This is a genomic window from Streptomyces sp. NPDC050147, from assembly GCF_040660195.1.
Taxonomy (GTDB): Bacteria; Actinomycetota; Actinomycetes; order Streptomycetales; family Streptomycetaceae; genus Streptomyces.
Window position 1 is genome coordinate 568377 of the sequence record NZ_JBFALJ010000002.1, and the last position, 23590, is coordinate 591966.

Annotated in this window: 24 protein-coding genes; 16 read left to right on the forward strand and 8 right to left on the reverse strand. The window is 69.7% G+C overall.

The features are described 5' to 3' along the window. Window positions 1–259: 259 nt before the first annotated feature. Window positions 260–700 (reverse strand): methylmalonyl-CoA epimerase, encoded by a 441-nt coding sequence (mce, locus tag AB0I94_RS06260; RefSeq protein ID WP_363308227.1) that lies wholly within the window; start codon window positions 698–700, stop codon window positions 260–262. A gap of 136 nt (window positions 701–836) precedes the next feature. Here mce and AB0I94_RS06265 point away from each other — a divergent pair, with 136 nt between their 5' ends. Continuing rightward, window positions 837–2039, forward strand: coding sequence for an acetyl-CoA C-acetyltransferase (locus tag AB0I94_RS06265; protein WP_363308228.1), 1203 nt, complete (start codon window positions 837–839; stop codon window positions 2037–2039). Window positions 2040–2100: 61 nt separating this feature from the next. After that, window positions 2101–3057 (forward strand): methylmalonyl Co-A mutase-associated GTPase MeaB, encoded by a 957-nt coding sequence (meaB, locus tag AB0I94_RS06270; RefSeq protein WP_363308229.1) that lies wholly within the window; start codon window positions 2101–2103, stop codon window positions 3055–3057. 123 nt (window positions 3058–3180) lie between these two features. On the opposite strand, the gene AB0I94_RS06275 is transcribed toward meaB, so the two are convergent. After that, on the reverse strand, window positions 3181–3894 hold the full coding sequence (locus AB0I94_RS06275) for a PepSY domain-containing protein (RefSeq protein ID WP_363308230.1): 714 nt from the start codon (window positions 3892–3894) through the stop codon (window positions 3181–3183). A gap of 145 nt (window positions 3895–4039) precedes the next feature. Here AB0I94_RS06275 and AB0I94_RS06280 point away from each other — a divergent pair, with 145 nt between their 5' ends. Both AB0I94_RS06280 and AB0I94_RS06285 read left to right on the forward strand, forming a co-directional pair. Then, window positions 4040–4708, forward strand: coding sequence for a response regulator transcription factor (locus AB0I94_RS06280; protein ID WP_363308231.1), 669 nt, complete (start codon window positions 4040–4042; stop codon window positions 4706–4708). After that, on the forward strand, window positions 4705–6186 hold the full coding sequence (locus AB0I94_RS06285; RefSeq protein WP_363308232.1) for a HAMP domain-containing sensor histidine kinase: 1482 nt from the start codon (window positions 4705–4707) through the stop codon (window positions 6184–6186). The genes AB0I94_RS06280 and AB0I94_RS06285 overlap by 4 nt, the downstream gene beginning before the upstream one ends. A 3-nt stretch (window positions 6187–6189) precedes the next feature. On the opposite strand, the gene AB0I94_RS06290 is transcribed toward AB0I94_RS06285, so the two are convergent. The 4 genes from AB0I94_RS06290 to AB0I94_RS06305 all read right to left on the reverse strand — a co-directional run bounded on the left by AB0I94_RS06290 (window position 6190) and on the right by AB0I94_RS06305 (window position 8892). Next, window positions 6190–6666 (reverse strand): MarR family transcriptional regulator, encoded by a 477-nt coding sequence (locus tag AB0I94_RS06290; protein WP_190081904.1) that lies wholly within the window; start codon window positions 6664–6666, stop codon window positions 6190–6192. A 120-nt stretch (window positions 6667–6786) separates the two neighbouring features. Then, window positions 6787–7593, reverse strand: coding sequence for an AIM24 family protein (locus tag AB0I94_RS06295; protein WP_363308320.1), 807 nt, complete (start codon window positions 7591–7593; stop codon window positions 6787–6789). 8 nt (window positions 7594–7601) lie between these two features. After that, entirely contained in the window at window positions 7602–8252 is a 651-nt protein-coding gene (locus tag AB0I94_RS06300) for an AIM24 family protein (protein WP_363308233.1), read from the reverse strand. Window position 8253: 1 nt separating this feature from the next. Continuing rightward, window positions 8254–8892: an AIM24 family protein gene (locus AB0I94_RS06305; RefSeq protein ID WP_363308234.1), complete on the reverse strand. Its 639-nt coding sequence runs from the start codon at window positions 8890–8892 to the stop codon at window positions 8254–8256. Between the two features lie 179 nt (window positions 8893–9071). Here AB0I94_RS06305 and AB0I94_RS06310 point away from each other — a divergent pair, with 179 nt between their 5' ends. The 7 genes from AB0I94_RS06310 to AB0I94_RS06340 all read left to right on the forward strand — a co-directional run bounded on the left by AB0I94_RS06310 (window position 9072) and on the right by AB0I94_RS06340 (window position 16019). Beyond that, on the forward strand, window positions 9072–9416 hold the full coding sequence (locus AB0I94_RS06310; protein ID WP_363308235.1) for a DUF3817 domain-containing protein: 345 nt from the start codon (window positions 9072–9074) through the stop codon (window positions 9414–9416). Beyond that, the gene (locus AB0I94_RS06315; RefSeq protein WP_160507269.1) at window positions 9413–9706 is read left to right on the forward strand and encodes an MTH1187 family thiamine-binding protein; all 294 of its coding nucleotides are present in this window, start codon (window positions 9413–9415) and stop codon (window positions 9704–9706) included. Before AB0I94_RS06310 ends, AB0I94_RS06315 begins: the two co-directional genes overlap by 4 nt. 177 nt (window positions 9707–9883) lie before the next feature. Beyond that, complete coding sequence (locus AB0I94_RS06320) at window positions 9884–10576, forward strand: hypothetical protein (protein ID WP_363308236.1); 693 nt, start codon at window positions 9884–9886, stop codon at window positions 10574–10576. Beyond that, window positions 10576–11262: a DUF4166 domain-containing protein gene (locus AB0I94_RS06325; RefSeq protein WP_363308237.1), complete on the forward strand. Its 687-nt coding sequence runs from the start codon at window positions 10576–10578 to the stop codon at window positions 11260–11262. The genes AB0I94_RS06320 and AB0I94_RS06325 overlap by 1 nt, the downstream gene beginning before the upstream one ends. Continuing rightward, window positions 11259–11891 carry a helix-turn-helix domain-containing protein gene (locus tag AB0I94_RS06330; RefSeq protein WP_363308238.1) on the forward strand — a complete coding sequence of 211 codons (633 nt, stop codon included), beginning with the start codon at window positions 11259–11261 and terminating at the stop codon, window positions 11889–11891. Before AB0I94_RS06325 ends, AB0I94_RS06330 begins: the two co-directional genes overlap by 4 nt. Window positions 11892–12215: 324 nt before the next feature. Further along, a complete protein-coding gene (locus tag AB0I94_RS06335) occupies window positions 12216–14051 on the forward strand; it encodes a cellulose synthase catalytic subunit (RefSeq protein ID WP_363308239.1) in 1836 nt (611 codons plus the stop codon). Between the two features lie 3 nt (window positions 14052–14054). After that, entirely contained in the window at window positions 14055–16019 is a 1965-nt protein-coding gene (locus AB0I94_RS06340) for a kelch motif-containing protein (protein ID WP_363308240.1), read from the forward strand. Between the two features lie 28 nt (window positions 16020–16047). Here the strand turns inward: AB0I94_RS06340 and AB0I94_RS06345 are convergent, their stop codons facing one another. Together AB0I94_RS06345 and AB0I94_RS06350 are read right to left on the reverse strand one after the other, a co-directional pair. Then, window positions 16048–17079 carry a glycoside hydrolase family 6 protein gene (locus AB0I94_RS06345; protein WP_363308241.1) on the reverse strand — a complete coding sequence of 344 codons (1032 nt, stop codon included), beginning with the start codon at window positions 17077–17079 and terminating at the stop codon, window positions 16048–16050. 35 nt (window positions 17080–17114) lie between these two features. Beyond that, on the reverse strand, window positions 17115–18158 hold the full coding sequence (locus tag AB0I94_RS06350) for a DUF5937 family protein (protein ID WP_363308242.1): 1044 nt from the start codon (window positions 18156–18158) through the stop codon (window positions 17115–17117). A 72-nt stretch (window positions 18159–18230) separates the two neighbouring features. On the opposite strand from AB0I94_RS06350, the gene AB0I94_RS06355 reads away from it, so the two are divergent. The 5 genes from AB0I94_RS06355 to AB0I94_RS06375 all read left to right on the forward strand — a co-directional run bounded on the left by AB0I94_RS06355 (window position 18231) and on the right by AB0I94_RS06375 (window position 23583). Then, window positions 18231–19529, forward strand: coding sequence for an MFS transporter (locus AB0I94_RS06355; protein ID WP_363308243.1), 1299 nt, complete (start codon window positions 18231–18233; stop codon window positions 19527–19529). 10 nt (window positions 19530–19539) lie between these two features. Then, window positions 19540–20049 carry a MarR family transcriptional regulator gene (locus tag AB0I94_RS06360; protein WP_363308244.1) on the forward strand — a complete coding sequence of 170 codons (510 nt, stop codon included), beginning with the start codon at window positions 19540–19542 and terminating at the stop codon, window positions 20047–20049. 79 nt (window positions 20050–20128) lie between these two features. After that, the gene (locus AB0I94_RS06365) at window positions 20129–20461 is read left to right on the forward strand and encodes a DUF3817 domain-containing protein (protein ID WP_363308245.1); all 333 of its coding nucleotides are present in this window, start codon (window positions 20129–20131) and stop codon (window positions 20459–20461) included. 73 nt (window positions 20462–20534) lie between these two features. After that, entirely contained in the window at window positions 20535–22235 is a 1701-nt protein-coding gene (locus AB0I94_RS06370; protein ID WP_363308246.1) for a methylmalonyl-CoA mutase family protein, read from the forward strand. A gap of 247 nt (window positions 22236–22482) precedes the next feature. Next, window positions 22483–23583 carry an alpha/beta hydrolase gene (locus tag AB0I94_RS06375; RefSeq protein ID WP_363308247.1) on the forward strand — a complete coding sequence of 367 codons (1101 nt, stop codon included), beginning with the start codon at window positions 22483–22485 and terminating at the stop codon, window positions 23581–23583. Window positions 23584–23590 lie beyond the last annotated feature (7 nt).

The window sequence follows — 23590 nt, forward strand, 5'->3', positions numbered from 1 at the left end:
GGGAGACCCCACTCCAAGCTCGCAACGTCGAGCGGGGAAGATCCCACTCCGGTCGCAAGTCTCTTCTTACGAACCCTGTCCATCCGCCGAACGGGGTCTACGGTGAATGGTGTCAGATCAACAGCAGAGCTTTGGCTGCTGCCCCGACGTTCGTCCCCCGAAACCCGGACCCCGGCAAGCGGCCGCCCAGCGTACGGACGACCGGCCGCCCGAACTTCGGACGGCCGCCCCCAACCCTACCGGCCCAAGTATGCGGAGGTCAGTGCTCCGGTGACTCCTGAGCTGCCGAGGTGACGAGTTCGGTCAGCACACCGTGGCAGTCCTTGGGGTGCAGGAAGGTGATGCGGGATCCCATGGACCCGATCCGGGGCTCCTCGTAAAGGACGCGTACGCCCTTGTCCTTGATGGTCGCGGCGTCGCCGTCCACGTCCGCCGTGCCGAAGGCGATGTGGTGGACGCCCTCGCCGTTCTTCGCCAGCCATTTGCCGACGGCGGAGTCGTCGCGGGTGGGTTCGAGGAGTTGCAGATAGGAGGCGCCGCCGTCACTCGTCTCATTGATCTTGAGCATGGCCTCGCGTACGCCCTGCTCTTCGTTGACCTCGGTGTGGAACACCGTGAAGCCATATGTCTCCCGGTAGAACTCGACGGTCTTGTCGAGGTCGAAACAGGCGATCCCGATGTGATCGATTCGCGTCAGCATGTTTTCAGTGCAGCCCTTCCGGCGGTGATTACGCAACGTGCGCGCGATCACACCCAACGCCCGATGACGCGCGGCGTACCGCTCAGTACATTCAAGTAAACCCTCATTAACTCCTCCTCCCAAGGGGCCGTGGCACATGTCTGGAACGACCGGTACCACCTCAGTGATCGTCGCGGGCGCGCGAACGCCCATGGGCCGCCTGCTCGGCTCCCTGAAGTCCTTCTCCGGCGCCGACCTGGGCGGTTTCGCGATCAAGGCCGCGCTCGACCGGGCCGGCATCGGCGGCGACCAGGTGCAGTACGTGATCATGGGCCAGGTGCTCACCGCCGGGGCAGGGCAGATCCCGGCACGTCAGGCCGCCGTCAAGGCGGGCATCCCCATGAACGTCCCCGCGCTCACCGTCAACAAGGTGTGCCTCTCCGGGCTCGACGCGATCGCGCTCGCCGACCAGCTGATCCGCGCGGGCGAGTTCGACATCGTCGTCGCCGGCGGCCAGGAGTCGATGACGAACGCGCCGCACCTCCTGCCCAAGTCGCGCGAAGGCTACAAGTACGGCGCCATCGAGATGCTCGACTCCATGGCGTACGACGGCCTGACCGACTCCTTCGAGAACATCGCCATGGGCGAGTCCACGGAGAAGCACAACACCCGTCTGGGCATCGCCCGCCCCCAGCAGGACGAGATCGCCGCCGCCTCCCACCAGCGCGCGGCCGCCGCCCAGAAGAACGGCATCTTCGAGGCCGAGATCACCCCGGTCGAGATCCCGCAGCGCAAGGGCGACCCGGTCCTGTTCGCCAAGGACGAGGGCATTCGCGCCGAGACGACCGCCGAGTCGCTCGGCAAGCTGCGCCCGGCCTTCACCAAGGACGGCACGATCACGGCGGGCACGTCCTCGCAGATCTCCGACGGCGCCGCCGCGGTCGTGGTGATGTCGAAGGCCAAGGCCGAGGAGCTGGGCCTTGACTGGATCGCGGAGATCGGGGCGCACGGCAACGTCGCGGGCCCGGACAACTCGCTCCAGTCGCAGCCGTCCAACGCCATCCGGCACGCCCTGAAGAAGGAGGGCCTGGACGTCGCGGACCTCGACCTGATCGAGATCAACGAAGCCTTCGCCGCGGTCGCGGTGCAGTCAATGAAGGACCTCGGGGTGTCCTCGGAAAAGGTGAACGTCAACGGCGGTGCCATTGCCCTGGGTCACCCGATCGGGATGTCCGGCGCCCGCGTCGTGCTGCACCTCGCCCTTGAGCTGAAGCGGCGGGGCGGCGGCGTCGGCGCCGCCGCGCTGTGCGGTGGCGGCGGGCAGGGTGACGCACTGATCGTGAAGGTGGCGAAGGCCTGACGCGTTTCGCGCGTGCAAGCCTTCCCTGTCTCGCAAACGTCTTGGAACGGAGCTGTCTGACATGCAGGACGTCCCCTCCCTGGTGGCGCAGGCCCGCGAGGGCAGGCCACGGGCCGTGGCCCGGCTGATCTCACTGGTCGAGGGGGCTTCCGAGCAGCTTCGCGAGGTCATGGCGGCGCTGGCTCCGCTGGCCGGCCATGCGTACGTGGTGGGCCTCACCGGATCTCCCGGTGTCGGCAAGTCGACTTCTACGTCGGCGCTCGTGGCCGCCTACCGCAGGGCGGGCAAGCGGGTCGGCGTCCTTGCCGTCGACCCCTCGTCCCCCTTCTCCGGGGGTGCGCTGCTCGGCGACCGGGTCCGGATGTCGGAGCACGCGTCCGACCCGGGCGTCTACATCCGCTCGATGGCGACGCGCGGCCACCTCGGCGGGCTCGCGTGGTCGGCGCCCCAGGCGATCCGCGTCCTGGACGCGGCGGGCTGCGACGTGATCCTGGTCGAGACGGTCGGCGTGGGCCAGTCAGAGGTGGAGATCGCCTCGCAGGCGGACACCTCGGTGGTGCTCCTCGCTCCCGGGATGGGCGACGGAATCCAGGCGGCGAAGGCCGGAATCCTGGAGATCGGTGACGTGTACGTCGTCAACAAGGCGGACCGCGACGGCGCGGACGCGACCGCGCGCGAGCTGAACCACATGCTGGGGCTCGGGGAGGCCCGTGCCGCGGGGGACTGGCGCCCGCCCATCGTGAAGACGGTGGCGGCGCGGGGCGAGGGGATCGACGAGGTCGTCGAAGCCCTGGAGAAGCACCGGGCGTGGATGGAGGAGCGGGGTGTCCTCGCGGAGCGTCGCGCGGCGCGGGCCGCCCGCGAGGTGGAGACCATCGCGGTCACGACTTTGCGGGAGCGCATCGCGTACCTGCACGGGGACGCGCGGCTCTCGGCGCTGGCGGAGCGGATCGTCGCCGGGGAGCTCGACCCCTACGCGGCGGCGGACGAACTGCTGGCCAGCCTGACCTCGGGCTGAGACGGGCCCTGCGGCGGTTCAGGCGGTGACGTGCCGTGAAGCGGTGGTCCAGAGCACACGCACGACGGAGCCGGCCCCGCAGGACATTCCTGCGGGGCCGGCTCCTCGGGGGGACGGGGCCAATTAGTCGTCGGAGCCGTCAGAGTCGTCGTTCGAGTCGTTGTCGTCCGAGTCGTGGTCGGAGTCATCGTGGCTGTCCGACTTGTCGGCGGTGACCTTGCCCGACTGGAGGTCGACCTTCCAGTCGGACTCCGCACCCTTGGCACCGGAGGTCTCCGCCTCCCAGGCGCCCGCCGTGCCGTCGTCGTCCAGGTCCACGGAGGTCACTGTGCCCTTGGCGCCGGCGGCCTTCGCCGCGTCCTCGGCGTTGACGGACGCACCCTTCAGGGCGGCGGCCACACGCTTGGCATCGCCGTCGTCATCCTGCTCGGTGTGCGAGCCGAGCACCTTGCCGGTGCCGGGGTCCACCTGCACGCTGGTCCACGCGTCGCCCTTCAGCAGGTCGACGTCCCAGACCAGGCCGCCGTCCTCGTCGTCGAGCTCGGCCGAGACCGCGGTACCGGAGTGCTTCGCCAGCGCCGCGTCGATCGCGTCGGCCGCGCTCACCTTGGCGGCCTTCGCCTCGGCGGTGTTCTCCTTGGCGTCGTCCTGGTCGTCGTACCGGTCGTCGTCACGGTCGTCGCGGTCGTCGTCCCGGTTGTCGTCCTTCAGCTGGACGCTCGACTTCTTCGCTGCGGCTGACGACTCGTCGTCGCCGGTGGCGGCGAGCGCTGTCGCCGTGCCGCCCCCGACCAGGGCGATGGCCGCGACGGTGGCGATGACGATGTTGCGCTTCATAAGGGGTTCCTCCCGAGACGGTGGCTGTGCGGCCCGTGGGCCGCTGCCGTTCGCTTTCGACAAGAACCAATCTGGCTGAGCGATGCTGAAGCCAGCCTGAAGCCGCCTGAAGAACTCTTCAGCTTCGCTCTGCCACCCTGAACGCATGCGCCTGTTGATCGTGGAGGACGAAAAGCGGCTCGCCCTGTCGCTCGCCAAGGGCCTGACGGCCGAGGGCTACGCCGTTGACGTCGTACACGACGGCGTCGACGGACTGCACCGGGCGAGCGAGGGAACGTACGACCTGGTCATCCTCGACATCATGCTGCCCGGCATGAACGGCTACCGCGTCTGCTCGACCCTGCGCGCCGCGGGACACGACGTACCGATCCTGATGCTGACCGCGAAGGACGGGGAGTACGACGAGGCCGAAGGGCTCGACACGGGCGCCGACGACTACCTCACCAAGCCCTTCTCGTACGTCGTGCTCGTTGCCCGTGTGAAGGCCCTCCTGCGCCGCCGGGGCAACGGCGGGCCGTCCCCCCTCCACACCCTCGGCGACCTCAGGGTCGACACCGCGGCCCGCCGTGTCTTCCGTGGCGACGACGACGAAGTGACGCTCACCGCGAAGGAGTTCGCCGTCCTTGAGCAGCTCGTGCTGCGGGCGGGCGAGGTGGTCTCCAAGGGCGACATCCTGGAGCACGTCTGGGACTTCGCCTACGAGGGAGACCCCAACATCGTCGAGGTGTACATCAGCGCGCTGCGGCGCAAGCTGGGCGCGCCGCTGATCAAGACGGTGCGCGGCGCCGGTTACCGCCTGGAGACCCCCCGATGAAGCTCCCACCCGTCTCCCACCACCGCCCTACCGGAGGCGTTGCGCGCCGCACCCTTCGAGTGTTCAGTTCCGTGCGGGCCCGCGCCACCCTCGGCGCCACCCTTGTCGTGGCCGTCGCGCTGGTCGCCGCCGGCGCCGCCGTCCTGCTCTCGCTGCGCGCGAACCTGGCCGACCAGGCGAGCGGGCAGGCCGAGTCCGCAGCCCGCGGGGTGGCTTCGCGGCTCGCCGCGAACGTGGCGTACGGCGATCTGGACCTGGACGACGACGACCATCCCGTTCAGGTCGTCGACGGCGACGGAAGGCTCGTCGCCGCCACCGAGGACTTGCAGGCCATCAGCGGTACGGGCGTGGCCGACATCAAGCCCCGGTCGGCCGCCACGCCCCCCAAGGGTGACGATGACGACGACGAGAGCGAGGGCGACGCGCTCGAAGCCGGAGACATCTCCGAGGACGCGGCGGACGTCACCTCCGGCTCCGCCACCATCGACGGCGAGACGCAGGACTACCGCTTCGCCGCGGTCGAGGTGAACGTGGAGAAGAAGGACGACCTCACCGTCTACGCGGGCGCCTCGCTCGCCGCCCAACAGAGCGCCGTTTCCACGGCGTTGACCTCCATGCTCATCGGTTTCCCGCTGCTCCTGGCCGTCATCGCCCTGGTGACCTGGCTGGTGACGCGCCGCGCCCTGCGCCCGGTGGACGCGATCCGCTCCGAGATGGCGGCGATCACCGCCTCGGAGGATCTCGCGCGCCGCGTGCCTGAACCGGACACACACGACGAGATCGCCCGCCTGGCCACGACCACGAACGAGACGCTCGCCGCCCTGCAGAGCTCGGTGGAACGCCAGCGCCGCTTCGTGGCCGACGCCTCGCACGAACTGCGCAGCCCCATCGCCTCCTTGCGCACACAGCTCGAAGTGGGCGCGGCCCACCCGGAGTTGCTCGACGTGGACGGTGCGGTCGAGGACACCGTACGACTGCAGGAACTCGCCGCCGACCTGCTCCTCCTCGCCCGCCTCGACGCGGGCGAGAAGCCGGGCGGGGGGCACGTGGACCTGGCGGCCCTGGCCCGTGAGGAGCTCTCGCAGCGCACCCGGGACCGCGTCGACGTCCGCATGGATCTGAAGAACGCCGAAGTCAACGGCTCCCGCAACCAGTTGGCGCGCGTGCTCGGCAACCTGGTGAACAACGCGCAACGCCACGCGCACTCGCACGTCACGGTCGCCACCCGTGCCGAAGGCACGTGGGCGGTCCTTGAGGTCTCCGACGACGGGAACGGCGTACCGCCGAGCGAACGCGACCGGATCTTCGAGCGCTTCGTCCGCCTTGACGACGCCCGCACCAGGGATGACGGCGGGGCGGGTCTGGGCCTCGCCATCGCGCGCGACGTCGCCGCGCGCCACGGCGGGACCCTCACGGTCGAAGAGGCCCCCGGTGGGGGAGCGCTCTTCGAACTCAGGGTCCCTGCCGCCACCCGGTGAGGGTCAGGGCTTGCCCCGCTGGGCGCGGAGGTGTTCCGCGATCGGGGTCAGGGCCTTGTGGAGTTCGCCGAGCGCCTCGGGTGAGATCAGGTCGACGAAGTGCCGGCGGACCGAGTCCACGTGGTGCGGGGCGACCCGCTGCATGGTCTCCATGCCCTCGTCCGTGAGGACGGTGTAGAGCCCGCGACGGTCGGACTCACAGTTCTCCCGGCGGACCAGGCCCGCGTTCTCCATACGGGTGATCTGATGGGACAGGCGGCTCTTGGACTGCAGTGTGGCGGCCGCGAGATCGCTCATACGCATCCGCTTCTCTTCGGATTCGGAGAGATGTACGAGGATGTCGTAGTCGTTCATGGTCAGGTTGAACGGCTGGAGGTCCTTCTCGAGCTGATAGGTCAGCATCCTGTTGACCTCTACGTGGGTGCGCCAGGCGCACTGTTCCTCGTTGGTCAGCCACTGCGGGGCCGTATCGGTCTCCATGGAATCGATTCTACCTAGGAAGTTGAAATGTGAACGAATGTCGGTGTGTGACACACACCTCTGACCCCCAGTTGTCAGAGGCGCACAGGCGTTCGCCCGTCACACTCCGCAGACTACCGCTCACAGCCCGAAGCGACGCTGGAGGTCCCCCAGTTGTCCGGGAAGGCGCGGTTGTCCCGGCTGCCGGCCGTGCTGACCGGGCCCGCCCTGCTGACCCGGTGCGCCATGACCTCCCGGCACGCCCGCCTGGTGCGGCACCACACCCGTCGCCTGCTCGGCCATGAGCGCCTCCGAGGACTGCAGCAGCACCGTGCCCGCTCCCACGAACTCGAACTGGTGCTCCTCGCCTGAGGTTCCACCGATGCCGGTCAGTGCCCGCACGCCCCCGATGACTCCGGTCAGATATCCGTGGTCGTAGTGATGGCAGGGTGAAGGGCAGTCGGCCCAGCCCACGAGGGCCTGCGGGTCGACCCGGATCGGCGGCTCCATGAACACCACCGGGCCGTTCGACGCGGCCACGAACTTTCCGGTTCCGATCAGGGTCACAAAGCCCGGAACGATGGATTGCTTCAGCGCGAGAGTTGGCTGAAAAGCGAGGAGGTTGCCCGAGCGAATGGTCAGGTTGCCGTCCTCCAAGTCGTACGAATTCACATCGAAGGCCCGGTCGGCGAGGAGCATCTTGCCCTGCCCGTCGGCCACTACCCAGTCGCTCGCGTGCAGCGGCGAATGGAAACTCGTGCGCACCAGACGGTCCAGGCGGCCGTGCCCGACGCCGTTGAACTCGATCGACCCGTAATAGGCGATCATCTTCCCCTTCTGCAGGAACCACTGGCTCCCCTTGAGCTCCACGCAGAAGGTGTACGCGTTCACGCTGTCGTCGCTCGGGAGCGTCATCGGGTCGAGAGGCGCGGGCGCTCCCGCGGGCATTGAGGGGTTCACAGCTTCTCCTCCGACGCCTGGACGTACACCGCACCGCTTCCGGACAGCTCCAGCTGGAACGCCTCGCCCGAGCCTCGTCCCACCATGTCGCGCCAGCCGAGCGCCGTGGAGAGCTTGTTGCGTACGTCCCCGTGGTGCGCCACATACGCCTGGGGGTCGACATGGACGGGGCGCCCCGGGGTGATGGGCACCTCGATGACGCCGCCGTGCGCCATGACGGCGACCGCGCCCTGACCCTTGAGGGTGGTTGTGAAGAGGCCCTGGCCCGTGACCTGGCCGCGGACCATGCCCATGACGCCGCCCTGCGAGCCCATGAACATCGTGCCCTGCTGGAGCGTCCCGTCGAAGGCGAGCAGCCGGTCAGCCTCCACATAGAGGGTCTCCCCGGAGAGGGTGATCACCTGGATGTGGTGGCCGCCGTGCCCGAAGAGGACCGTGCCGCTGCCTTCGACGGTCATCAGGGGAGTTGCCTCGCCGGCGACGCGGCGCCCGATCATCGAGGCGAGGCCGCCCTGCCCGCCCTGGATGTTGGGGGTGAACGCGACGTCTCCCTTGTAGGCCAGCATGGCGCCGCGCTGGCTGAACAACCGCTGGCCCGGCAGGATCGTCGCCTCGACCATCTTCGAGTTGATCTCTCGGAAGGGCATGTCAGACGTCCCCCGCGATCGTGTTCCGCTCGCTGGGCTGGACATAGACGAGCCCCTCGCCCTCGAAGCGGATCTGGAAGGCCTCGCCGCCGCCCTCGCCGAGCAACGTACGGAAAGTGACGCCCGACTGGAGGTTCTGGCGGAGGTCTCCTTGATGCGCGACATACGCCCCCGGGTCCACCGTCAGGGGATACTGCCGGCTCACGCGCAGCACCACCGCGGGCCCGTCGGACATGATCGCCGCCTGGCCCGAACCCTCGACGGTCGTGGTGAACAGGCCGTTGCCCTGCGAGGCGCCGCGGACGCCGGTGAAGTGGGTGCCGGTGCGCAGGCCCCCGTCCGTGCACAGGAGATTGCCGGACTCGACGAAGAGCTTCTCGCCGCGCAGCTGCACGAGGTTGATCTCGGTGGCGCGGTCGGCGAACCAGCACGTGCCGTGCCCCTTCACCTCCATCACCGTCATCTGCTCGCCGGTGATGCGACGGGTCACCACCCCCCGTATGCCCTCACCGCCGCCGGTCATCTTTTTGAAGGCCATCTGGCCGTCGTACGCGACCATCGAGCCGTTCTTCGCCTTGACGGCGTCACCGGACATGTCCACGGCGAGCACCCTGCTGCCTTGCAGTCGGAACGTTGCCACGCATCGACGGTAGCCGTCGGATATGGGGTCGGAACAGGGCAACGGCCCCTGAGCCAACCCGGAGGGAACCCGCAGGAGCCCCCGATGTCACAATGGGGGTCGCTTGTGCGTGCATTCACAAGATCGATGCCGCCGGGCTGCCCCGCCCCCTCGCTCCCGCCTCACACCGAAGGTGATCCGTGGACATCAAGACCGCTTCCGCACTCCGCCGCCTCCGTCTGGTCTCGGCCCCCGAGGCCGTCTCCTTCCTGCTCCTGCTCATCTGCTCGGTGCTCAAGCGGACCACGGAGTTCAACGCCGTGCCGGTGATGGGCATGGTCCACGGCGTGCTCTTCATCCTGTACGTGCTGTTCTGGCTCGACGCCTGGAACCGCACGAAGTGGAACGTGAAGACGGCCGCCCTGTACTTCGTCCTCTCCGTCCTGCCGGCCGGTGGCTTCTTCGCCGAGCGGAAGCTGAAGCGTGAGGCAGAGGCCGCCGTGATCGCGTCGCGCGCTCGTCGCGAAGGTGTCGTGAGCGCATGATCGTCGCCTTCTCCGTGACCCCGCTGGGTGTCGGCGAGGACGTGGGCGAGTACGTCGCCGACGCGGTCCGCGTGGTCCGTGAGTCCGGCCTGCCCAACCGGACCGACGCGATGTTCACCTCGGTCGAGGGCGAGTGGGACGAAGTGATGGACGTCGTCAAGCGTGCCGTCGCGGCGGTCGAGGCCCGGGCGCCGCGTGTCTCCGTCGTCATGAAGGCCGACATCCGCCCCGGCGTGACGGACGGGATGACGTCGAAGGTCGAGACGGTGGAGCGACACCTTTCCGCGTAGGCGCTTCGCCGCGCAGTCCCGCCTTTGCGCAGTCGCCTCCCTCCCTGTGCCGCAAGAGAAGCCCTCGCCGCCGGACGGCGAGGGCTTCTCTTCGTCCGCCGACTTGAGCGACCGCTCAAAAGTGCTTATGGTCCTCTTGAGCAGTCGCTCAAAACCGCACGGACATGGGGGTATGTCGTGAGCTTGTACGTCGAAGCGCGTATAGACGCCGACCTCGACGAGCTCTGGGCACGCACCCAGGAGCCGTCCCAGCACCAGCGCTGGGACCTCCGCTTCACCGAGATCACCTACTTGCCGCAGATGCCGGGCGAGCCGCGGCGCTTCCGGTACGGCACACGCGTCCTGCCCTTCCTCACCATCGCGGGCACCGGGATCTCCGCCGGCGAGAAGCGCCGCGCTGACGGCACCAGGACATCGGCCCTGCGCTTCTCGTCGCCGCACCCGCTGTCGCTCCTCCGCGAGGGCTCGGGCTACTGGCGTTACGTCCCCGCCGCCGACGGCGGCATCCGCTTCCTCACCGGCTACGACTACCGGCCGCGCTGGGGCCGCTTCGGCGCGCTCGCCGACCGTGCCGTCTTCCGCCCCTTGATGGGGTGGGCCACGGCCTGGTCCTTCGACCGGCTGCGGCTCTGGCTGGAGCGGGGGATCACGCCCGAGCGCCAGGTGCTGCACGCGCTGGCAGAGGTGGGCGTGCGGTTCGGGTGCGTGGTCACGGCCGTACTCGCCGCGCCGATGGTGGCGCTCGCGGTGCTGGCGCTCGCCTTCGTCCTGCCGCCCCTGCCGACGACACCGGCGGCGCGCCGCTGCCTGCGCAATCCACCGCCACGCACGCGTGCACCGCGCGTTCTGGCCACCCTCCAGGAGCGGTGATGCGGGCGTCGTCGATCTTCCGTACGGTGATGGGTGCCGAATTCGACCGCCTGCACCCACAGCTGCAACGCCGCTTCTCCGTGGGCCTGGCGAGCGGCGAGGCCTGCACGGGACGGGGCGTCATGGACCGCGTCTGGCACGGCGGAGGCTTCGTGAAGCCGTTCCTGGCCCTGGGCGGCACGCGCAACATCCTTGTCCCGCGGGCGGGTCGCCACGTGCCCTTCACCATCGAGAACGTGCCGTACGTCGACACGTTCGGCCGTGAGACGGTGAGCTTCGTGCGCACCTTCGATCTCCCTGGACGCTCCCGTCGCTTCGACGCCCAGATGGTCCTGGGCCCCCGGGGCGACCGGATCCTCGACTACCTGGGCACTCACCAGCACCTCGCGAGCGACCTCCACCTGCGGGCCGAACCGGACGGCTCCCTGCTGATCCGCTCCGGGGAGCACCGCTTCCGGGAGGGGCCGGTGGATGTCCGCGTCCCCGGCCTGATCGGCGGCGACGCGGAGGTGCGGGAGTCCTACGACGACGCGACGGGCCGCTTCCGTATCCGGGTCAGGGTGGTGAACCGGTACTTCGGGCCGCTCTTCGGGTACGAGGGTTCCTTCACGGCGGAGTACGCGGATGTCCGCGGCCGTGATGTGCGGCCGGGGTTGCGGCCCCTTCGCGAGGAGGCGAGGGCGTGAGCGCCGAGACGAAGCGGAAACTCCTCGAAGGGGCCCTGCGTACGTTGACGGAGCAGGGCATCGCGAAGACGTCCGCGCGGACGATCGCGGCTGCCGCCGGGGTCAATCAGGCGCTGGTCTTCTACCACTTCGGGTCCGTCGACGAGCTCTTGGCGGCGGCCTGCCGTCATGGCTCGGAGCAGCGGGTCTCGCGTTACCGGGAGCGGCTCGACGCGGTGTCCTCGCTGGCCGAACTCCTCGAATTCGGCCGTGAGATGCATCAGGAGGAGCGGGCCGCGGGTCATGTCGCGGTCCTTGGCCAGCTCCTCGCGGGCGCCCAGACGCAGCCTCGCCTCGCTCCTGCGACGGCGGCAGGTCTCGCCCTCTGGATCGAGGAGATCGAGAAGGTCCTGGTCCGAGTCTTCTCGGTGACGCCGCTGGGGGAGTTCGTGGATGCCGCGGGCCTTGCACGGGCGGTGGCGGCGTCCTTCGTGGGGATGGAGCTGTACGAGGGGGTGGACGAGGCAGGGGCGGGCAGGGCGTTGGATGCCCTGGAGCAGTTGTCCGTCCTGGTGGCGGCCGTCGAGGATTTGGGGCCGCTTGCGCAGCGGGCCATGCGGAGTCGCCTGCGGCGGGTTACGCGGCCCTGACGTCGCCCCCTGCGGCGGTGCGCCGCCCTCCCGAACGGCCTTTCCCGCCCACCCGCCCGATTGCCCCGCGTCCGACCCTGGACGAACAGGCCTTTCCCGCCCACCCGCCCGACTGCCCCGCGGAAATCCACTGACGGAGCAATCCTGTTGGACTCTTGCCCCGGCCTGTTCCGGCCCGCAACCCCAGCCGAACCGGTCACCGTAAGACCGCTCGCACGGACGCGTCCGGTTCGACACGCCGGGGAAACTCCACTTTTGTGTGGTTATCGGCTCGTTCGCACCTGAACCTGCCAGAGCCAGATCACCCACGACCTGGAGGGCGCTGTGCGGCCGGAGGGCTACGACTACGACACCCACAGCACACTCGCCGGACCGCTCACGGAGCCGGACGGCGGCAGCAGCGGCAGCGGCGAAGGCGGCCGCTATCGGGTGCAGTACAACAAGCTCCTCTCCAGTGAGCCCCACCGAATACGAGCGGTCCTCCTGATGACGCTCGCCCCCGTCCTCACCGGCCTCCTCCTCGTCTACCTCGTGTGGCCGACCCACTGGACGGAACGGGAGGGCGCCGACCGCTGGCTCATCTGGCTCGACGCCACGATGCTCGTGGCCATCGGCCTGATCGAGCTCTTCATGCTGGTCAACGTCATATCGATCGCCCACGCGACGCTGATGGCGCGGGACCCGATCCCGGTCACCCCCGAACCCGGCACCCGCGTCGCGTTCCTCACGACGTACGTCCCGGGCAAGGAGCCCCTCAGCATGGTCCGCGCCACCCTTGAGGGGGCGAAGGGCATACACCACACCGGCCCTCTCGACGTGTGGCTCCTGGACGAGGGTGACGACGAGGACGCCAAGGCTCTCTGCGCCGAACTCGACGTACGTCACTTCACCCGCAAGGGCGTGCCCGAGTGGAACCGCGAGAAGGGCGTCCACAAGGCCCGCACCAAGCACGGCAACTACAACGCCTGGCTCGCGATGCACGGCGGTGACTACGACTTCTTCGCCTCCGTGGACACCGACCACGTTCCGCTGCCCAACTTCCTCGAGCGGATGATGGGGTATTTCCGGGACGAGGACGTCGCCTTCGTCGTCGGGCCGCAGGTCTACGGGAACTACGACAGCCCCGTCACCAAGGCCGCCGAATCCCAGCAGTTCCTCTTCCACGCCCTGATCCAGCGCGCCGGCAACCGCTACCGCGCACCCATGTTCGTCGGCACCAACAACGTCGTACGCATCCAGGCGCTCCGTCAGGTCGGCGGCCTGTACGACTCCATCACCGAGGACATGGCGACCGGCTTCGAGCTGCACCGCCACAGGGACCCCGTCACCAAGCGCCACTGGCGGTCGGTCTACACCCCCGACGTCCTCGCCGTCGGCGAGGGGCCCGCTTCCTGGACGGACTTCTTCACCCAGCAGATGCGCTGGTCGCGCGGGACGTACGAGACGCTGTTCAAGCAGTACTGGAAAGCGCCGTTCACGATGCCGCCCGGCCGCCTCTTCTCGTACACGATGATGCTCGTCTACTACCCCATGACGGCGGTCAACTGGGTCCTCGGCGTGGCCAGTTGCGTGCTCTTCCTGTGGTTCGGCGCGTCCGGTACGCAAGTCGCCGCGTCCATCTGGCTCATGCTCTACAGCGACGCCGCGGCGCTCCAGGTGGGGCTCTACCTGTGGAACCGCCGCCACAACGTCTCCCCGCATGAGCCGCAGGGCTCCGGGGGCCTCGCCGGAATGGCGATGTCCGCGCTCTCCGCGCCCATCTACGCCAAGTCGCTCGGCGCCGCCGTCGTGCGCCGCCCGTGCCGCTTCGTGGTCACGCCCAAGGGCGGTGACGCGAGCCCCGACCGGCTGCTCACCTTCCGCATCCACCTCTTCTGGGCGGCGGTGCTCACCAGTTCACTGGCCGCCTCGTTCGTGCTCGGCCACACCCACGCGGCGATGCGCACCTGGGCCGTCCTGGCCCTGGTCATCTCCCTCGCCCCCGTCACCGTCTGGAGCTTCTCGCTGCTCAAGGAGCGCAGGGCACGCGTGGCACGCGAGGAGGTTCGCGGGCGGGCGCGGCAGCGTGGAAGGCAGGAGGCGGAGAGCATCGGCGCCGCGGCCGTGGACGGCGAGCCGGAGCCGGCGTTGGCCACCGGTACGACGACAGGAGGGAACTGACCCATGGCTTACCGGCCCTCTCAGCGGACGAAGAAGACAGTCCTGGGTGTCGGGGCGGGCGCGCTGCTCGTCGGGCTCAACGCACCGGCGGCGCTCTCCTTCGCCGAGGAGCAGTACTACGAGTACAAGATCTCGCAGCCCGGCTACAAGGCCAAGTACGGCTCCTGGAAGCAGATCGGCATCCCCGAGGAGTTCCGCACCAACGCCATCCACGCCGCGCTCCTGCACACCGGCAAGGTCCTGATCGTCGCGGGCTCCGGGAACGAGCAGAAGAAGTTCGACGCGGGGGCGTTCGACACGATCCTGTGGGACCCGAAGAAGGACACCTTCAAGAAGGTCAGGACCCCGGAGGACTTCTTCTGCTCGGGCCACGCCCAACTCCCCGACGGCCGGCTCCTGGTGGCGGGCGGCACGGCGCGCTACGAACTCCTCGACGGGGAGATCGACCGGGCCGGCGGCGGCATGCGCGTCAAGAACGAGAACCCCGACAAGGCCATCGTCCTCAAGAAGGGCACCCGTTTCCGCTCGCCGTCAGGCGTCGAGTACGTCAGCAAGTTCGACGTCAGGGTCCCCAAGGCCGAGCGGGACTACCAGATCACGTACTCCAAGTCCGGCGTGATGAAGCCCTGGAAGACGACGATCAAGGCGAGTGAGGCGCGCGTCTTCGTCGAGGCCGCCCGGGAGGGCGAAGAGTTCGCCACGCAGAAGTCGGCGCAGTACGAGATCGAGGGCCTCACCGGCAAGGCGGCGGACAACGCGTACGGGATCGCCGAGAAGATCACCATGGACAAGCAGGACTTCCAGGGGATCAAGGCGGCGTACGAGTTCGACCCGAAGGCCGAGAAGTACATCCCCGTGGAGCCGATGAAGAAGGCCCGCTGGTACCCCACGCTCGTCGGCCTCGACGACGGCAAGGTGCTCGCGGTCTCCGGCCTCGACGACGTGGGCATGATCGACCCGGGCGACAACGAGATCTACGACCCGAAGACGAAGAAGTGGACCAACGGCCCCAAGCGCTACTTCCCGACCTACCCCGCGCTCTTCCTCACCAAGGGCGGCAAGCTCTTCTACCCGGCGTCGAACGCGGGCTACGGCCCCGCCGACAAGGGCCGTGAGCCCGGCCTCTGGGACCTGAAGACCAACAAGTTCGAGAAGATCCCCGGCCTTGTCGACCTCGACCAGACGGAGACGTCCGCGTCCCTCCTGCTGCCCCCGGCGCAGGACCAGAAGGTGATGATCCTGGGCGGCGGAGGCGTCGGCGAGTCCGACAAGTCGACCCGGCGCACGGCCGTGGTGGACCTCAAGGAGAAGAGCCCCTCCTTCAGGACGGGGCCCGAACTGCCGCAGGGCACGCGCTACCTGAACAGCGTGATCCTGCCGGACGACTCGGTGTTCACGTCCAACGGCTCCAAGGACTACCGGGGGCGTGGGGCGAGCAACATCCTCAAGGCGCAGTTCTACGACCCCAAGTCGAACAGCTTCCGGCAGGCCGCCTCTCCCAAGGTGGGCCGCAACTACCACTCCGAGGCGCTGCTCCTGCCCGACGGACGGGTCGTCACGTTCGGCTCCGACCCGCTCTTCGACAACCAGGAGAACACCAAGCTCGGCCACTTCGAGCAGCGCATGGAGGTCTTCACGCCGCCCACGCTGCACAAGGCGGGCAACAACCGTCCGGTTCTGGGCGAGGGCCCCGAGGAGTTGGCGGCGGACGGCCGCGCGACGTTCCGCACCAAGAGCCCCGAGAAGATCGCCTCGGCCCGCCTGATGCGCCCCAGCGCGGTGACGCACACGACGGACGTCGAGCAGCGGTCCATCGCGCTCGGCCTCACGAAGGGCAAGGGCGAGGTGACCGTGGAGGTACCCAGGGGTGACACCGCACTGGTGCCGCCGGGCTGGTACATGCTGTTCGTGACGGACCAGGACGGCACGTCGTCGGAGGCGAAGTGGATCCACGTGAGCGGGGCGTAGCCGTAGCCAAGACCTTAAGCCGCCGCGGTCAGGTGGCCTTGGCGTTGCGCGCGAGACCGAGCGCGTAGTCGGGCCACCACTGGCCCGCGGCCGGTCCGCCCCGGCACGGCCCGTCCGAGTCGCCGGGCCGCTTGATCCACAGGACCGCGTCGAGCAGCGCGTCACCCGTCTTGTCCGTGGGCGGTGTGCCGAGACCGCGCCCCGGGGGATTGCACCAGGCGTCCTCACGGTCGCCGGCGAGCGGGCCCTTGCCGTTGCGGCTGGTGTCCATCACGAAGTGCTTGCCGCCGACGGTCCCCGAGAGGCTGCGGCCGTACGCCTTGATGGTCTCGTCGTCCTGGAAGTTCGACACGTTCAGCGAGAAGCCGTCCGCCTGCGCGATCCCCGCCTGCCGGAGCGGCTCGGCGAGCTTGTCGGCCTCGCTGATCCAGCCCGGGTTGCCCGCGTCCAGGTAGACCTTCACCCGGGGCTGCCGCTTGAGCCGCTGGATGGCTTCGGAGAGCAGTTGGTAGCGGTCGGCGTGGTACTCGGCGGGGGTGCAGCCGTCCACGATGTGCGGGATGGCGTCCGGCTCCAGGATGACGACGGCCGGTCTGTCGCCGATGGTGCCGGCGAACGTGTCGATCCACTGCCGGTAGAAGTCCGAGCTCTGCGCGCCGCCCGCGGAGTGCTGCCCGCAGTCGCGGTGCGGGATGTTGTACGCGACGAGCACGGCGGTGCGGTCCGCCTGCGCGGCGCCGTCGACGGCCGCCTTGATGTCCGGGGCCGGGTCGTCACCGGCGGGCCACACGGCCATGGGCTGCTCGGAGATCCGCTTGAGCGCGGCGGCGTCCTCGGTGCGGCCCTCCTGCTCCCACTGCCTGACCTGTCGGGCGGCAGCGCTCTGCGGGTCGACCCAGAAGGCGCTCTGCGGGGCCTTCTGGGTGGCCGCGGGGGAGGCGCCGGCCTCGGTGGCCGTCCCCTCCTTGCCCTTCGTGCCGGATTCGGAGGAGCACCCTGCCGTGAGCCCCAGCGCCGTGAGGGCCGTGAGTGCGGTGAACGTGCGGAGCAGCCGGTACATCCAGCCCCCTATGGGCGACGGTGACCGGGCAATCGTTACATAACGGTCCAATCGCCCTTGGTTACGACACTGGGGCGGGCCTCAGATACCCCCTCCGCTCCTCCGCCGCTCGCCAGCGCGATGCCGAGCGGAGTGCGTTCGTACAGCACCTGGTGTCCGTACCGCCGCGAGACCAGCAGCCCCGCGCCGCGCAGTGCGCCGAGGTGCGCGGAGACGGACGAGGGGGCGAGCCCCAGGCGATGTGCCAGGGCCGAGGTGGTGGCGGGGTCGGTGAGTGCGGCCAGGACGGAGGCCCGGCCCCGCCCCAGGAGCCTCACGAGCGCTTCGGAGGTGCGGTCGCTCGGCTCGGTCCAGAGCCCCGCGAGGCCGCGGGCGGGGTAGACGAGGGTCGGCTGCCAGGGTGGCTCGTGGCCGCCCACCACGTCGGGCCAGGCGAAGACGCTGGGCATCAGGACGAGGCCCTGCCCCGCCAGATGCCGCACGTGGTCGCCACGCCGGGCGACGGTCAGTGTGCCCCCGTCCCAGGCGATCCGCGGGTCGAGTTCGGCGACCAGCGCGCCGAGCCCGATCTCCGCGAGCCGCCGGGAGTGGAAGGCGACGTCCGCCTCCAGGAGCGCGCGCAGCCGGGGCCAGTCCGGCTCGACGAGGGTGCGCCAGGCGGCCTCCACGGCATCCGCGAGGTCCCGTACCGCGCGTGCGGGATCAGCGAGCAGGGCGCGCCCCTGCGGGGATTCGGCGGCCCCCGCGGTGCAGGCGAGCGCCCGCGCCAGTTCCTCCCGCGCCGCGTCGGGGTCGGCCGCGCGCACGGCCGCGATCTCCTCCTCGAAGGTGGCGGCGGGCCCGATGGGGGGCGGGCCGATGAAGTCCGGGGTGTAGCCGCGCATCGGCATCAGGAGCCACAGGGCGTCCAGTTCGAGCCCGGCACTCCCCGCGCGGATCCGCCGCAGCCACTGCGGGTGGTAGCCGTGCCGCTCGGGCCGCTTCAGGGTGCGCACGGCTTCCTGCGTCTCCCACAGCGGCGACACGGCGAACCGGCACCGCAGGAGGTCGTCAGGCCCGAAGTGCAACCGGTTCGGCACGCGCTCACCCCCATGATTCGCCTGGAACCGAAACTCTAGGGCGAGGGGCACGCGCGCGTGCAGGGTGCGCAGATGCCCGCACAGAACCCCAGCGCCCCCGAACCCTCCGGCTATCTCCGCCTCTTCACGGTCCGCGAGTTCCGTGCCGTCTTCCTCGCCCACGCGCTCTCGCTGCTCGGAGTGGTCGTCAGCGAGGTCGCGCTCACCGTGCTCGTGTACGGGCTCACCGGCTCGCCGCTGCTCAGCGCGCTCACCTTCGCCCTGGGGATGCTGCCCTACCTCGTGGGCGGGACCCTGCTGTCCGGGATCGCCGACCGGTATCCGCCGCGCCGGGTGCTCGTGCTGTGCGACATGGTGTGCGCCGGGTGCGCGGCGCTCATGACCCTGCCCGCCACGCCCGTCTTCGCGCTGCTCGCGCTGCGATGCGCCATCGCCCTCGTGTCGCCCGTCTTCCAGGGGACGCGGATGGCCACCCTCACCGACATCCTCGGGGACGGGGATCTGTTCATCCTCGGGCGCTCCCTGCTCCGGATCGTCTCGCAGAGCTCCGTGCTCGTCGGGTTCGGGCTCGGCGGCGTCCTGCTCACCGTCGTGTCACCGCGCGGGGCGCTCCTCATCACCGTCTGCACGTTCGCCGCGTCGGCGCTGCTCCTGCGGTGCGGCACCCGGCGCAGGCCCGCGCGCGGAGGCGGCGGGTCCGCCCTGATGAAGTACTCGCTCAGCGGCGTCGGACAGGTGCTCGGCGACCGCCGGATCAGGGCGCTGCTGCTCCTGCTCTGGGCGCCGCCGATGTTCATGGTCGCCCCGGAGGCGCTCGCCGCGCCGTACGCCGATCAGATCGGCGTCGGCGTCGCGGGCGTCGGGCTTCTGATGTGCGCGCTGCCGGTCGGCACGATCGCCGCGGAGCTGTACGCGGGGTCCGTGCTCTCCGCGACCTCCCGCGCCCGCGTCGCGCTGCCGCTCGCCTCCGTCACGCTCCTGCCGCTCACGGTGTACGTGGTCACGCCGGGCCTGATGTGGGCGATGCTCGCCCTGGTGCTCGCCGGTGCCGGATCGGCGTACACGCTGGGCGTCGACCGGTGGTTCGTCGACGCCGTCCCCGAGGAGCTGCGCGGGCGGGCCATGACCGTGCACACGGCGGGGCTCATGACGATCCAGGGGGCCGGGATGGCGCTCGCCGGGCTCGCGGCGGAGTTCTTCGCGGTGAGCACCGTCGTCACGGCCGCGGGCGCGCTCGGCACGCTCTGCTGCCTCGCGCTGGCCGCCGAGGTCCGGGCAACGCGCCGTACGGCCGACGGCCGACCCGCCGACCTACGGGAACAGGGGACCGAATCCCGAGACGGGGCTGACCACCATGTGACCGGCGGGTAAGGTCTTTGGCGTGCCGAAGCCGCTCAGCCTCCCCTTCGATCCCATCGCCCGCGCCGACGAACTCTGGAAGCAGCGCTGGGGGTCCGTACCGGCCATGGGCGCGATCACCTCGATCATGCGGGCGCACCAGATCCTCCTCGGTGAGGTCGACGCGGTCGTCAAGCCGTACGGGCTGACCTTCGCGCGGTACGAGGCGCTGGTCCTTCTCACGTTCTCGCAGGCGGGCGAGTTGCCGATGTCCAAGATCGGCGAGCGGCTCATGGTCCATCCCACCTCCGTGACCAACACCGTCGACCGCCTGGTCAAGTCCGGACTGGTCGACAAGCGCCCCAATCCGAACGACGGGCGCGGCACCCTCGCCTCCATCACGGAGAAGGGCCGCGAGGTCGTCGAGGCGGCCACCCGCGAGCTGATGGCCATGGACTTCGGGCTCGGGGTGTACGACGCCGAGGAGTGCGCGGAGATCTTCGCGATGCTGCGGCCCTTGCGGGTGGCGGCGGAGGACTTCGAGGAGCAGTAGAGGGGCGGTTGAACCCCGCGTTCCGGTCGTGCCGGGGCCGCCGGAAGATCGCGCAAAACGGGCCGATACGCTCGTAGGCATGAAGCGAAGCGTGCTGACCCGTTACCGGGTGATGGCCTATGTCACCGCCGTCATGTTGCTCGTGCTGTGCACCTGCATGATTTTCAAGTACGGCTTCGACAAGGGCGAGGGCCTGACGCTGGTCGTCTCCCAGGTCCACGGCGTCCTCTACATCATCTACCTGATCTTCGCCTTCGACCTGGGCTCCAAGGCGAAGTGGCCGTTCGGGAAGCTGCTCTGGGTGCTCGTCTCGGGCACCATCCCCACCGCCGCGTTCTTCGTGGAGCGCAAGGTCGCGCGTGAGGTCGAGCCGCTGATCGTCGACGGCTCCCCGGCCACCGCCAAAGCGTAACCACGCCGCCACGGACAGACCCGTGGCGGTGAGCCATCGACATTTACTAGGACGTCCAAGTAAATTCGAAGGTATGGACGCTGACGCCATCGAGGAGGGCCGCCGTCGCTGGCAGGCCCGGTACGACACCGCGAAGAAGCGCGACGCGGATTTCACCACGCTCTCCGGCGACCCGGTCGAGCCCGTCTACGGGCCACGGCCCGGGGACGCCTATGAGGGATTCGAACGGATCGGATGGCCCGGCGAATACCCCTTCACCCGCGGACTCCACGCCACCGGCTACCGCGGCCGGACCTGGACCATCCGCCAGTTCGCCGGCTTCGGCAACGCCGAGCAGACGAACGAGCGCTACAAGACGATCCTGGCCAACGGCGGCGGCGGACTCTCCGTGGCCTTCGACATGCCGACCCTGATGGGCCGGGACTCCGACGAGCCCCAGTCCCTCGGCGAGGTCGGGCACTGCGGGGTCGCCATCGACTCGGCCGCCGACATGGAGGTCCTGTTCCAGGACATCCCGCTCGGTGACGTCACGACGTCGATGACGATCTCCGGACCCGCCGTCCCCGTCTTCTGCATGTATCTGGTCGCCGCCGAACGGCAGGGCATCGACCCGGCCGTCCTGAACGGCACGCTCCAGACGGACATCTTCAAGGAGTACATCGCCCAGAAGGAGTGGCTCTTCCAGCCCGAGCCGCACCTGCGCCTCATCGGCGACCTGATGGAGCACTGCGCGCGCGACATCCCCGCCTACAAGCCCCTGTCGGTCTCCGGCTACCACATCCGCGAGGCCGGTGCCACGGCCGCGCAGGAGCTCGCGTACACCCTCGCGGACGGCTTCGGATACGTCGAGCTCGGCCTGAGCCGCGGCATGGACGTGGACGTCTTCGCGCCCGGACTCAGCTTCTTCTTCGACGCTCACCTGGACTTCTTCGAGGAGATCGCCAAGTTCCGCGCCGCGCGCCGCATCTGGGCCCGCTGGATGCGGGACGTGTACGGCGCGAAGACCGACAAGGCCCAGTGGCTGCGCTTCCACACGCAGACCGCGGGCGTCTCGCTCACCGCCCAGCAGCCCTACAACAACGTCGTACGCACCGCCGTCGAGGCCCTCTCCGCGGTCCTCGGCGGCACGAACTCCCTGCACACGAACGCCCTCGACGAGACCCTCGCGCTGCCGAGCGAGCAGGCCGCCGAGATCGCGCTGCGCACGCAGCAGGTGCTCATGGAGGAGACGGGCGTCGCCAACGTCGCGGACCCGCTGGGCGGCTCCTGGTACGTCGAGCAGCTCACCGACCGCATCGAGGCCGACGCCGAGAAGATCTTCGAGCAGATCAAGGAGCGCGGGCGCCGGGCGCACCCCAACGGGGAGCACCCCATCGGTCCCATGACCTCCGGCATCCTGCGCGGCATCGAGGACGGCTGGTTCACCGGTGAGATCGCCGAGTCGGCGTTCCAGTACCAGCAGTCCCTGGAGAAGGGCGACAAGCGCGTCGTGGGCGTCAACGTCCACCACGGGTCCGTCACCGGCGACCTGGAGATCCTCCGGGTCTCCCACGAGGTGGAGCGGGAGCAGGTCAAGGCCCTCGGCGTGCGCCGCTCGGCGCGGGACGATGCGCGGGTGCGGGCCTCGCTTGACGCCATGCTGGCGGCTGCGCGGGACGGGGCGAACATGATCCCGCCCATGCTGGAGGCGGTCCGTGCGGAGGCCACCCTCGGGGAGATCTGTGGTGTCCTGCGGGACGAGTGGGGGATTTACACCGAACCGCCGGGGTTCTAGCTCGGTGCTTTAGGTGCGTGGGGATCTGCGGGGCCATTGTGGCTGGTCGCGCAGTTCCCCGCGCCCCTTAAAGGCCCGTCGTGGCTGGTCGCGCCCGCGCGGCGGAGCCGCATGTGTCACAGCCCCGCGCCCCTGAAAGGCCCCTGCGGGGCCCTCTTGGAACCCGGCCGGAATTTGTGGGTGTCAGATGCAAGGAGCTGGGTAGGCGCGCGCTCGCGTCAGTTCCGCCTGCCCCAGGAGTCTCCCTGTGTCACCCGTGAGCCCGTCCGGCCCCACCCGTACCGCCGTGATCGCCATCGGAGCCGCGACGCTCACTCTTCTCGGTGCGCTGACGGTGTACGGCTCCGGAGAGGTGAGCGCGAGCCCGCCCGCCGAGCCGAAGGTCCAGGACACCTTCGACTCGCTCGGCCCCGACGTGCACGCGGCGAAGCTCTCGAACGGCCGGACGGCTCACTACTCCGACACCGGAGACAAGAAGGGCAAGCCCGTCCTGTTCATAGGCGGCACCGGCACGAGCGCCCGCGCCGCGCACATGACGGACTTCTTCCGCACCACCCGCGAGGACCTGGGCCTGCGCCTCATCTCCGTCGAGCGCAACGGCTTCGGCGACACGGAGTACGACGAGAAGCTCGGCAAGGCCGACTTCGCCGCCGACACCCTCGAGGTCCTCGACAAGCTCGGCGTGGACGACGTGAGCGTGATCGCGATCTCGGGCGGCGGCCCCTACGCGGCGGAACTCGCCGGGCGCGCCCCCGAGCGGATCTCCGCCCTGCACCTCGCCGCCGCCCTGCCGCCCTACGGCACGAAGCCCGCGTACTGCTCGATGTCCGACGACGAGCTCGCCGCCACCGTGAAGGACTCGATCAGGGACCCGCGCAAGTGGTGGGCGTTCCCCGACGACAGCCCCGTGAAGTCCATACCGGGCTTCGCCGACACGGCGTACGAGGAAGGCGCTCGCACCTACAACCAGCGCGGTCAGCAGGCGGACCCCGCGCCGCAGGTGCACGAGCAGAAGCTGTACTGCGGGCGGCCGGGCCCCGACCTCGCGAAGCTCGACGCCCCCGTCTACCTCTACGGCGGCGAGAAGGACACGACCGTGCCGCCGGCCACCCTCAAGACCTGGCAGGACGAGCTGCCGGGCAAGGCGAAGGTGCGTACCTACGCGGACTCCGGGCACGACGTGCAGTACCGCCACTGGGACCAGATCCTGGTCGACCTGGCGGGACACGGCGACCGCACGGTCATCTGCCGCGGCGATCACACGCGCGTTCTCCCCGCCGACGAGGCCGACCGGCTGCTCGCCAAGGGCAAGGCCACGCTCGGCAGCTGCGCCTGGAAGAACGACTAGCCGGCCG

What these genes read in the sequence shown, in the direction of transcription:
- mce (WP_363308227.1), bottom strand. Translation starts at nt 700, where the DNA reads ATGCTGACGCGAATCGATCACATCGGGATCGCCTGTTTCGACCTCGAC.
- meaB (WP_363308229.1), top strand. Translation starts at nt 2,101, where the DNA reads ATGCAGGACGTCCCCTCCCTGGTGGCGCAGGCCCGCGAGGGCAGGCCA.
- AB0I94_RS06370 (WP_363308246.1), top strand. Translation starts at nt 20,535, where the DNA reads ATGGACGCTGACGCCATCGAGGAGGGCCGCCGTCGCTGGCAGGCCCGG.
- AB0I94_RS06325 (WP_363308237.1), top strand. Translation starts at nt 10,576, where the DNA reads ATGCGGGCGTCGTCGATCTTCCGTACGGTGATGGGTGCCGAATTCGAC.
- AB0I94_RS06280 (WP_363308231.1), top strand. Translation starts at nt 4,040, where the DNA reads ATGCGCCTGTTGATCGTGGAGGACGAAAAGCGGCTCGCCCTGTCGCTC.
- AB0I94_RS06365 (WP_363308245.1), top strand. Translation starts at nt 20,129, where the DNA reads ATGAAGCGAAGCGTGCTGACCCGTTACCGGGTGATGGCCTATGTCACC.
- AB0I94_RS06340 (WP_363308240.1), top strand. Translation starts at nt 14,055, where the DNA reads ATGGCTTACCGGCCCTCTCAGCGGACGAAGAAGACAGTCCTGGGTGTC.
- AB0I94_RS06285 (WP_363308232.1), top strand. Translation starts at nt 4,705, where the DNA reads ATGAAGCTCCCACCCGTCTCCCACCACCGCCCTACCGGAGGCGTTGCG.
- AB0I94_RS06275 (WP_363308230.1), bottom strand. Translation starts at nt 3,894, where the DNA reads ATGAAGCGCAACATCGTCATCGCCACCGTCGCGGCCATCGCCCTGGTC.
- AB0I94_RS06345 (WP_363308241.1), bottom strand. Translation starts at nt 17,079, where the DNA reads ATGTACCGGCTGCTCCGCACGTTCACCGCACTCACGGCCCTCACGGCG.
- AB0I94_RS06315 (WP_160507269.1), top strand. Translation starts at nt 9,413, where the DNA reads ATGATCGTCGCCTTCTCCGTGACCCCGCTGGGTGTCGGCGAGGACGTG.
- AB0I94_RS06265 (WP_363308228.1), top strand. Translation starts at nt 837, where the DNA reads ATGTCTGGAACGACCGGTACCACCTCAGTGATCGTCGCGGGCGCGCGA.
- AB0I94_RS06355 (WP_363308243.1), top strand. Translation starts at nt 18,231, where the DNA reads ATGCCCGCACAGAACCCCAGCGCCCCCGAACCCTCCGGCTATCTCCGC.
- AB0I94_RS06300 (WP_363308233.1), bottom strand. Translation starts at nt 8,252, where the DNA reads ATGCCCTTCCGAGAGATCAACTCGAAGATGGTCGAGGCGACGATCCTG.
- AB0I94_RS06295 (WP_363308320.1), bottom strand. Translation starts at nt 7,593, where the DNA reads ATGCCCGCGGGAGCGCCCGCGCCTCTCGACCCGATGACGCTCCCGAGC.
- AB0I94_RS06290 (WP_190081904.1), bottom strand. Translation starts at nt 6,666, where the DNA reads ATGGAGACCGATACGGCCCCGCAGTGGCTGACCAACGAGGAACAGTGC.